The sequence below is a fragment of the Micromonospora sp. PRAS1 genome, from assembly GCF_059553435.1.
The window spans coordinates 21,570-31,613 of record NZ_JCANNB010000056.1; the positions used below are offsets into that span (position 1 = coordinate 21,570).

The 10,044-nt window shown below is 72.7% G+C and carries 7 protein-coding genes; 5 read left to right on the forward strand and 2 right to left on the reverse strand.

The features are described 5' to 3' along the window. Positions 1-10: 10 nt before the first annotated feature. The gene (gene eccCa / locus AC507J_RS30625; RefSeq protein WP_496293743.1) at positions 11-3,973 is read right to left on the reverse strand and encodes a type VII secretion protein EccCa; all 3,963 of its coding nucleotides are present in this window, start codon (positions 3,971-3,973) and stop codon (positions 11-13) included. A gap of 169 nt (positions 3,974-4,142) precedes the next feature. On the opposite strand from eccCa, the gene eccD reads away from it, so the two are divergent. From eccD to AC507J_RS30645, 4 genes are all read left to right on the forward strand, one after another. After that, positions 4,143-5,531, forward strand: coding sequence for a type VII secretion integral membrane protein EccD (gene eccD / locus AC507J_RS30630; RefSeq protein ID WP_496293745.1), 1,389 nt, complete (start codon positions 4,143-4,145; stop codon positions 5,529-5,531). Positions 5,532-5,544: 13 nt separating this feature from the next. Further along, a complete protein-coding gene (eccB, locus tag AC507J_RS30635; RefSeq protein ID WP_496293747.1) occupies positions 5,545-6,972 on the forward strand; it encodes a type VII secretion protein EccB in 1,428 nt (475 codons plus the stop codon). A 248-nt stretch (positions 6,973-7,220) separates the two neighbouring features. Beyond that, on the forward strand, positions 7,221-7,550 hold the full coding sequence (locus AC507J_RS30640; RefSeq protein ID WP_341721449.1) for a WXG100 family type VII secretion target: 330 nt from the start codon (positions 7,221-7,223) through the stop codon (positions 7,548-7,550). Positions 7,551-7,566: 16 nt separating this feature from the next. Further along, complete coding sequence (locus AC507J_RS30645; RefSeq protein WP_496293750.1) at positions 7,567-7,854, forward strand: WXG100 family type VII secretion target; 288 nt, start codon at positions 7,567-7,569, stop codon at positions 7,852-7,854. A gap of 127 nt (positions 7,855-7,981) precedes the next feature. Here AC507J_RS30645 and mycP read toward each other — a convergent pair whose 3' ends face one another. Beyond that, positions 7,982-9,271 (reverse strand): type VII secretion-associated serine protease mycosin, encoded by a 1,290-nt coding sequence (mycP, locus tag AC507J_RS30650; protein WP_496293752.1) that lies wholly within the window; start codon positions 9,269-9,271, stop codon positions 7,982-7,984. Positions 9,272-9,380: 109 nt separating this feature from the next. On the opposite strand from mycP, the gene AC507J_RS30655 reads away from it, so the two are divergent. Beyond that, positions 9,381-9,635 (forward strand): SCO4848 family membrane protein, encoded by a 255-nt coding sequence (locus AC507J_RS30655; RefSeq protein ID WP_496293754.1) that lies wholly within the window; start codon positions 9,381-9,383, stop codon positions 9,633-9,635. Positions 9,636-10,044: the final 409 nt, after the last annotated feature.

Consider the following 10,044-nt stretch of genomic DNA (forward strand, 5'->3'; position numbering starts at 1 on the left):
GTACCGCAGCTCACGACCGTGGCGGCAGGTTCACCAACTGCACCAGCCGGGTGCCACCGCGCCGGGCCACCAGCCAGCCGCGCCCGGGTGGCAGCGGACCGGGCCGGACGGTGCCGAGCAGCACCCCCTCGTCCCGGTTGCCGGACATCACGATGCCCGGCGTGCTGATCTCGCGCAGCCGCATCAGCACCGGTTCGTAGAGCGCCCGGCTCGCCCCGCCGGTACGCCGGGCGATCACCAGGTGCAGGCCGATGTCCCGGGCCTGGGGCAGGAACTCCAGCAGCGGGGTCAGCGGATTGCTGCCCGTCCCCGCCACCAGGTCGTAGTCGTCGACCAGCACGTACAGGTCGGGACCCTTCCACCAGTCCCGGGCCCGCAGCCGCTCGGCGTCGATGTCGGGCGGGGGCAGCCTGTCGCGCATCACCGCGGCCACCTCGGCGACGATGGTCTCGGTGACCTGCGCGGTCGAGCCGTAACCGATCAGGTGCGGCGTGTTGATGTCGCCGAGCAGGCTGCGCCGGTAGTCGACGAGCACCAGCCGGGCCTCGGTCAGCTCGTGCCGGTCGACGATCGTCTGGGCCAGCGACCGCAGGAAGGTGCTCTTCCCCGACTCGCCGTCGCCGAAGAGGATGAAGTGCGGGTCGGCGGCGAAGTCCAGGTGCACCGGCTGGAGGTCCACCTCGGCGATGCCGATCGGCACGCCCGGCCGTCCGGTGCTCGGCAGGCTGCCGTACGGGACGATCGGCGGCAGCAGGCGGATCGGCGGCGCACCCGGCCCCTGCCAGGCGGCGGCCAGATCGGTGACCAGCTTGCGGGCCCCCTCGGGCAGGCTGTCGGTCTCCTGCGCGCCGTCGGCCCGGGGCAGTGCCGCCAGGAACTGCTGCCCGTCCGGCGTGATGCCCCGGCCCGGTGACTTCTCCGGCACGTTCATCGCCGCCTTGCGGTCCAGGTTCGAGTCGCTCGGGTCGGCCAGCCACAGTTCGAGCCGGGTACCGAAGACGTCCCGGACGGCCGGGCGCAGATCCATCCAGCGTCCGGCCGTGACGACCAGGTGGATGCCGAAGGAGAGCCCCCGGTTGGCGATGTCGTTGATTGTCGGTTCGAGGTCCTCGAACTCCGCCCGCAGCGTCGCCCAGCCGTCGATGACCAGGAAGACGTCGCCGAACGGGTCGTCGTCGTGCTGGCCGTGCCGGCGAGCCCGCCGGTACGCGGCCATCGAGTCGACGCCGCGCTCGGCGAACCGCCGCTCCCGCTCACCCATCAGCAGTTGCAGCTCGGCGATGGTACGCCGGACCAGGCCGGCGTCGAGGCGGGTCGCCACCGAGCCGACGTGCGGCAGGTCGCGCAGCGACGACAACGCGCTGCTGCCCAGGTCGAGGCAGTACACCTGGGCCTCGCGCGGGGTGTGGGTCAGCGCCAGCGCGGTGACGATGGTCCGCAGCAGGGTGGACTTGCCGCTCTGCGGACCGCCCACGATCACGGCGTGTCCCGCCGCGCCGGCCAGGTCGAACCAGAGCACGTCCCGGCGCTGCTCGTACGGCTTGTCGACGATGCCGACCGCCACCTGCAACTCACCGAGCAGGCCGGCGTGCGCCACGGTGATGCCCCGGGCCGGGTCGGTGCTCAGCGGCGGCAGCAACTGGTCAAGCGTCGGCGGCTCGTTCAGCGGCGGCAGCCACACCTGGTGCGCCGGCTTGCCCCGGCCGACGAGTCGCCCGACCAGGATGTCCAGCACGCTCTCGCCGACCCCGTCGGCCGGCTCCGGCGGCTCCTCCTCCTTCGGCGTACGGGTCACCGGCGGAGCGACGTAGCCGGTGCTGTACTCGCGTACCTGGTCCTCGCCGCCGCCGGCCGCGACCGCCGCGGCGGTCTTGCTGCGGTACGTCCCGGAGACGTACGCGGCCTTGAACCGGACCAGCGGCTCGGTGCCGAAGCGCAGGTAACCGTGCCCCGGCGAGCGGGGCAACTCGTACGCGTCGGTGGCGCCCAGCACCACCCGGGACTCCATCGCCGAGAAGGTCCGCAACCCGATCCGGTACGACAGGTGGGTGTCCAGCCCGCGCAGCCGGCCCTCCTCCAACCGCTGCGAGGCCAGCAGCAGGTGTACGCCGAGCGACCGGCCGACCCGACCGATCTGCACGAACATGTCGATGAAGTCCGGCTTGGCGGTGAGCAGCTCGGAGAACTCGTCACAGATGATCAGCAGGCTCGGCAGCGCGGCGAGCGGCGCGCCCGCCGCCCGGGCTTTCTCGTAGTCGCGCTGGGAGGCGTAGTTGCCGGCCGAGCGGAGCAGTTCCTGCCGGCGGACCAGCTCGCCGTTGATGGCGTCGGTCATCCGGTCCACCAGCGGCAGCTCGTCGGCCAGGTTGGTGATCACGGCGCTGGTGTGCGGCAACCCGTCCAGCCGGGTGAAGGTCGCGCCGCCCTTGAAGTCGACCAGGACGAAGTTGAGGCTCTCCGAGGAGTGCGTCGCTGCCAGCGCCAGCACCAGGGTGCGCAGCAGCTCCGACTTGCCGGAACCGGTGGCCCCGATGAGCAGCCCGTGCGGGCCCATGCCGTCCTGCGCCGACTCCTTCAGGTCCAGCTCCACCGGTGCGCCGTCGGCGCCCAGCCCGATCGGCACCCGCAGCTTGTCCCGGTTGGGTCGCGGCTGCCAGGCCCGGTCCACGTCGAACTCGTACGGGTCACCGATGTCGAGCAGCTCGACCAGGCCCATCTCGGTGGCGAGCGGGGTGTCGCCGCTGCTGCCCCGGGAGGCGGCCGAGAGACGCAGCGGGGCCAGCTGCATGGCAAGCGCCTCGATCTCCGCCAGCCGGCAGTCGTCCGCCCGGCCGATCTCCGCCACCCCGTCCACAGTCGTGCTGTGCAGCTGGTGGTCCGCGGTCACGTCCAGCACCAGCCGTGCCCGGTCGAGCAGGCGCGGCGGCGGAGTGGAGAGGTCGAGCAGCGTGACGCCCTCCACGCCGCCCTCGGTCATCAGGTGGTCCGAGCCGGCGGTGTCGCCGCCGTCGATCACCACAAGCACGTGCGGCCCGCCGACCTGGAGCGCCCCGCCGCTGGCGTTGAAGCGGGGCCGGCTGGCCAGCACGTCGTCGAGCATCGCCTCCAGCCCGCTCACCGAGGGGGCAACCAACCGCAGCTGACCCAGCGCGTCGGTACGCGACGGGTGCAGGGCGTGCGGCAGCCACTTCGTCCACTCCCAGTGCGCCCGCCGATCCGCCGATACGCAGACCGCGACCAGCATGTCGTCGGGCGCGTGAAAGGCGGTGGCCTGGGCGAGTACGGCCCGGACCATCCCCCGGGCGGCGTCGACGTCACCGCGCAGGTGCACCCGGGCGAACCCGTTCAACGCCATCGTCACCGGCAGGTCCGGCACCTCGCCGTAGGTGGTGAGGAACCGGCGCAGGGCCAGCGCGCACATCGGTTCCAGCTTCTCCAGCGTGCTCGCCGGCGGCGGCACCAGCGGCGTGGCCAGCTCCTGCGGCCCGAGTCCGATCCGGACGGTGCCGAAGTCCACATCGCCGCGGCGGCGTTCCCAGAGCCGGGGACCGAGCGGCAGCGACCAGAGGATGTCCGGGTCGGGGTGCCGGTAGAAGGCGGCCTCCCGCTGCCGGCGGACCGTCTTGAGTACCCGCCGCCGCTGCCGGGACAGATGGGTCATGTACTCCCGGCGTCGCTGGAGCATCTCCTGCTTGCCCGGACCGGAGTTGTTTGTCAGCTGGGAGCCGAGCATGCCGAGGGCGGAGAGCCCGAACAGGCCGCCGGTGACGTAGCCGATGGTCGACCCGCCCCGGCCGGCGAACATCAACGCCATCGCGAAGGAGCCGGCGAGCATCGGCAGCAGCATCAGCATCTGCCCCCACGCCTTGCCGGTCGGCGCGGGCACCTCGGGCGGCGCGTCCAACAGCACCTCGCCGGAGGGGTACTCCGGTTCCGGCTGGCGGGCAGGTCGCTTGACGACCACCGTGCTCACGTGACAGACCTCCGTTGCCTCTCCTGGACGTGCAGTGCACGCCCGGCACCCCCGTACGCCCGGTCGCCGCGTGCAACCGGCACCCGCGTCACCGGCACATGGTAGGTAGCCTGTGCCGGTCAGGACAGCCGCGGGCCGTCGGCCCGCTCCTCGTACCGAGGGGTCTTCAGTGGTCACCCAGGCCGGAACCGGACTCGCGCGCATCGCCGTCATCGCACCCAACCGGCGGTTGGATCTCGCCCTGCCCGAGCACCTGCCGATCGTCGGGCTGCTCCCCGCCGTGCTGCGCCAGGCCGACGAGGATCCGTCGGACGGCACCGCGCACGGCGGGTGGATGCTGCGCCGTGGGGACGGCAGCCCGGTCGACCTGACCCGTACGCTCGCCGCCCAGAACGTCCGCGACGGCGAGACGCTGCACCTGGTGCCCCGCCGCACGGAGTGGCCGGAGCTGGCGTACGACGATCTGATGGAGGCCGTCGCCGACGGCGCCCGGCGGCGTGGCGTGGCCTGGACCCCGTTCGCGACCCGGCTCACCGGCCTGATCGTGGCCGGCGTGCTGCTGCTGCTCGGCCTCGTCGTGATCATCACCTCCGACCAGCCCGGCTGGCTCGGCGGTGCGATAGCCCTCGGCACCGCCGGTCTGCTGCTGGTCAGCGGGATCGTGCTCGCCCGGGCGATGGCCGACTCCCTCGCCGGCGCGGTCGTCGCCGCCGCCGGTCTGCCCTACGCCTTCGTCGGCGGCGTGCTGGTGCTCGGCACCGGGGAGTCGGTGTGGACCCTTGGCGCGCCGCACGTGCTGCTCGGCTCGGCGGTGCTGCTCCTCTCCGGCCTGCTCGGCCTGCTCGGGGTGGGCGACGCGACCCGGGTCTTCGTGACCGCGGTCTTCGTCGGCTGCTGGGGCATGGTGGGCGGGTTGATCGCCCTCGGCTCGATGGACGCCGCGCAGGGCAGCGCCATCGTGGTAAGCGCGGTGGCCCTGCTGCTGCCGGCCATGCCGCTGCTCTCCGTCCGGCTCGGGAAGATGCCGATGCCCGCGCTGCCGCGTACCGCCGAGGATCTGGTACGCGACGATCCGCAGCCCCGACGCGAGGTGGTGTACCAGGCCACTGCCCGCGCCGACGAGGTGCTCACCGGCATGATCTTCGGGGCGTTCCTGATCACGATCGGTTGCCTGCTCGTACTCACCGCGACCGGCACGCTCTCCGCGCTGCTGCTCGCCGGGGTGATCTCGCTGGGCTACCTGCTGCGGGCCCGGCTGGTGCCGACCGTCCGGCACCGGGTACCGATGCTCGCCGTCGGCCTGCTGGGGCTCGGCCTGCTGCCGCTGGTCGGTGCGGCCGACGCGTCGACGGCGGCGCGGGTCCTCGCGGTGCTGCCGGTGGCGCTTGTCGGGGCCGGGATCGCGGCCGCCGCCGGGCTCGCCTACAGCCGGCGCCCCCCGTCGCCCCGGCTGGCCCGGCTCGGCGACGTGTGCGACATCCTGCTCCAGTTGGCCGTGGTGCCGTTGGCCTGCGGCGTGCTGGGTCTGTACGCGTTCATGCGCGCGATCAACGGCTGACGGGGAGACTGCCATGCCGTCGCGGCGCGACCAGGTCCAGTCGTACCAGTTCTTCCTCCAGCGGATGACCTCCGCGCTTGTGGCACGCGAGCCCGACCCGGAGTCGGCGCCGTTCCGCCGGCTCGGTGGCGCGGGCTTCGCCAGCGTCATGGTGGCCGTGCTCTGCCTGGCGGCCGTCGGGGTGTACGGCCTGCTGCGCCCCGGCGGGGCCACCAAGTGGAAGGACAATCCCGCGGTCATCCTGGAGAAGGAGACCGGCACCCGGTACCTCTACCGGGAGGGACGACTGCATCCGGTGGTCAACTACGCCTCCGCCCTGCTGGCCCTCGGTTCGGCCGCCCCCACGGTCTCCGTCTCCCGCAACTCGCTTGTCGGCACGCCGCGCGGCCCCCGGATCGGCATCCCGGACGCGCCGGACGCGCTGCCGGCGCGCGGCCGGATCCTGGACGGGCCCTGGACGCTCTGCACCCAACCGGCCCGCGACCCGGCCGGCGGCACCGTCGTCACCACGGTGCTCACCGTCGGCCGGGCCCCGGTCGGCGGGCGGGAACCGGGCGACGCCGCGCTGCTGGTCCGCGAACGCAAGACCAAGCGGATGCACCTGATCTGGCGGGATCACCGGTACGAGATCCGCAACGAGAAGATCGTGCTGGAGGGGCTCACCATGAGCGCCGAGCCGGTGGTCGAGGTCGGCGGTGCTTGGTTGAACGCGCTGCCCGCCGGAGAACCGATCGCCACCCGGCAGGTGGACGACCGGGGCTCGTTCTCGTCGGCGCTGCCGGACGCCCGGGTCGGCCAGGTCTTCGTGGTGGAGAGCCAGAACGGCAGCCGCCAGTACTACCTGGCCGAACGGGAGCGACTCGTCCCGATCACCCCGGTGCAGGCGGACGTGCTGCTGGCCGACGACGCGACCGAGGCGGCGTACCCGGACGGCGACAAGCCGGCCCCGATCGAACTCGCCGCCAATGCCGCCGCCGGTGCGCCCAAGGCGGCGGCACCGGGCCAGGGCCGGCACCGCGCACCCGAGCAGCGGCCCGAGATCGCCCGACTGACCGGCGACCAGCCGGCGATCTGCGCCGCGTACCAGCCGGGCCAGAACGAACCGACGGTGCTGCTCGACGCGCAGGTCCAACCGGTACGCGAGCCGGTACGCACCCGGGAGCAGACCCGCGACGGCGTACCGCTTGCCGACCGGGTGGTCATCGAGCCGGGCCATGGCGTCCTGGTCACCGCCGTCTCCGCGCCCGAACAGGAGGGCGGCACGGTCAACCTGGTGACCGACCTGGGCTACCGCTACCCGCTGGCCTCCGCGGAGGTGTCCGGGATGCTGGGCTACGCGGGCGTGCAACCGGTACGCCTGCCGGCCAGCCTGGTGGTCCGGCTGCCCGCCGGCCCGGCCCTCGACCCGACCACCGCGAAGCTGGCCCTGGACCCGGAGTGAGGCTGGCCCTGGACCCGGAGTGAAGCTGGCACTCGATCCGGAGTGAGGCGTCCCGCCGCCGCACCGCACCGGGCCGACCAGCCACTTTGGATTCGCTGACCGGCCTGCGGGCTAGCGCGGGTTGGGCGGGACCCGATACCGTGCGTACGAATGCGCGGCGTGATCGCGAGTCGATGTGGGCACGCCGAATGACAGGCCGCCCCCGGGGGACGCGGGGCGAACGAACGAAGACGGGGGTGACTTCCGCCATGTCGATGCGTACCGATACCGGCTTGATGCTGAAGACCGAGGGCGACGTCGATGCCGTCGCCGACCGGCTCACCGGCAACCTGAACCGGCTGATGGACCAGCTCGCGCCGCTCTACGACCAGTGGAAGGGCGCCGGTGCCGGTTCCTTCCAGCAGGTCCGTGAGCGGTTCGACGGGGACATGGCCCGGCTGAACGTCGCGCTGCGCGCGATCGCCGAGGCCGTCGGCTCCGCCGGTAAGGACTACGACGTCAGCGACGAGGAGATCAGGTCCGAGATGCAGAGCGCGGGCGCCAGCGCCGGCCAGATCACCGCTGCGCTGAAGCTCTGACGGGGGAGAGATCGCAATGGAACTCAGGTACAACTTCGCCGCCCTGAACGGGGCGGCGGACAACTGCGGCGGCGCGGTCCGGAACATGACCAGCGAGCTGGAGGGCCTCAAGTCCGGCATCGCTCCGATGCTTGCCACCTGGGACGGTGACGCCCGCGAGGCGTACTTCCGTCGGCAGACCGAATGGGAGTCGGCCGCCAACGACCTGCGTGACCTGCTCGGCCGGATCGAGCGGGCGCTGCGCGAGTCGGCCGCCAACATGCAGGCCCGCGAGGCGGCCAACCGCGCGAAGTTCGGCGGCTGAGGCTCCGCTCTGAGCGACGATGGCCCGGCGTACGCGCCGGGCCATCATTGTCGTCCGGGTCGGTCCGGGTCGTCCGGGGCGGTCCGTGTCGTCCGGGGCGGTCCGTGTCGTCCGGGTCGTTCCCGGGTCAGTCCCGGGTCGTCGAGGTGGGCACCCGGAAGAAGACCTCCTCCGGCTCGTCGATCTCGGGCCGGGCGGGTGGCGCTGTGGGCGGCCGGGCGGGCCGCCAACGCGTCCGCCGGCCGCGCGGCATCAGCGCCGCCAGCGTCGCCACACCGACCGCCACGACGGCCAGGGCCAGTCCGATCCAGAGCGCCAGCTGGCCGACGAACGCCCAGCGGTCGGTGCGAGCCTGCGCCGCCGCGTCGTGCGGCACCTCGGGCAGCGGCGGCTGGGCCACCGGCGCCGCACTGGTCAGCCGTTCGGTGACCGCCCGGTACGGGTTGACCACTCCCCGGCCGTAGCCCTGCGCGGCGCTGCCCCGGGCCGGGTCGGCGGTGGCGAGCAGGCGGCGGGTGACCTCCTGCGCCGACAGTCGGGGCTCCGCCGAGCGGATCAGTGCTGCGGTGGCGCTCACCACCGGCGTGGCAAAGCTGGTGCCCTCGTAGACGGCGTGCCCGCGTTCCCGGGTCGCGGCCACCACCGCGCCTCCCGGCGCGACGAGGTCGACGTACGGCCCGATCTGAGACTTCGCGATCCGTACGCCGGTCTCGTCGATGGCGCCCACCCCGACCACCCCGTCGTACGCGGCGGGATAGGGCACCGGATCGGGGCCGTCGCCTTCCTGGTGCAGGTTGCCGGCGGCAGCCACCAGCACGACATCCTGCTCCACGGCGTAGCGGACGGCGGCCTCCACCTCGGGATACTTGCGGTAAAGCGTCACCGACATGTTGATCACGTCGGCCCCGTCGTCGACCGCCCACCGGATCGCCTGCGCGAAGACCGCGGCGGTGACGGTCTCCCCGCCGTCGTCCTCGGTGGAGCTGCGCTCGCTGACCCGGATCGGCACGATTGTGGCGTCCGGCGCCAGCCCGTAGAAGCCGACGCCCTCCCGCTGGCGGGCGGCGATGATGCTGGCCACGGCGGTGCCGTGGGACACGCAGTCGAAATCGCCGCCGGACGTGCCGCGCATCGCGTCGAAGCCGGTGGCCACCCGTCCGGCCAGTTGCGGGTGGCTGCTGTCGGTACCGGAGTCGATGACGGCGACCCGCACTCCGGCGCCGGTGCTGAACGGCCACACCCGCTGCGGCGCGAGCCACCGTTGCTGCCAGGGGGTTTCGGTGTTCACCTGGCCCGGATCGCTCGGGTTCTGACAGACCGCAGGCGCGGCACTGGCCGGCGGCGCGGGTGCCACCAGTGCGCCGGTCGCCACCGCCGCGACCAGGGCGAGTGCCGCCAACGGACGGTCGTGGACCATGCCTACCCACCTCCGCCTCGACCGGTGCCGGTGCATCCTAACGAGAAGCGCACACCGGCGAGGGCGCGTCCGGCGCGTACCGGTCGGGCCGCTGGCATACTCGCCGACCATGGTGTTGTCGCGTGGCTGGGCCGTCTTCCTCACCGGGGTCGGGGTCTGGACCTGGGTGATCTGGCCCCGGTTCGCCGTGGCCATCTGGAAGGACCCGAGATCCTGGTCCACCGGCACGGTTGGGGACTGGCCGGCGACCAGCTTCCTCTGGGTGCACGCGTTGCTCATCGCGGCGTCCCTGGCCATCGGCACGACCGTTGGCCTGCTCGGCCTCCGCGCCTGGCGAGCCTCCCGCCGCGGTACGCAGCGGTAGCTGCGAGCCTCGGTGGGACAAGTGTGACGGGGGCCGCTCCCGTCGGATTTGACGATCAATCCGGTGGACGCGTAACTTTCTCTCTGCCAGCGCGGAACGGGGCAAACAGGGCGAAAGCCCTGGTGAACCTGATCCGCCGGCACCGGTGACCAGGGATTTGATCCTCGGCCAACCGGGTCCGGGTGGGGCTCCACCCAACCGCCGAGGGGCGGATTTGGCGGAGCGAAACCGACCGGGTAAGGTTTACGACCGGCAGGGCACCGGGCGAGCTTGCGGGAGACCGTAACGGCCGGCCTGCCAAATCCGATGATCTAGCGAAGCGGATCCTCCGCTGCGCTGAATCACGGGTGCCGAACCGCCTGAAGCGTGACGGACCGGGACACACGGTTTGACACGGGCCAGAAGGTGA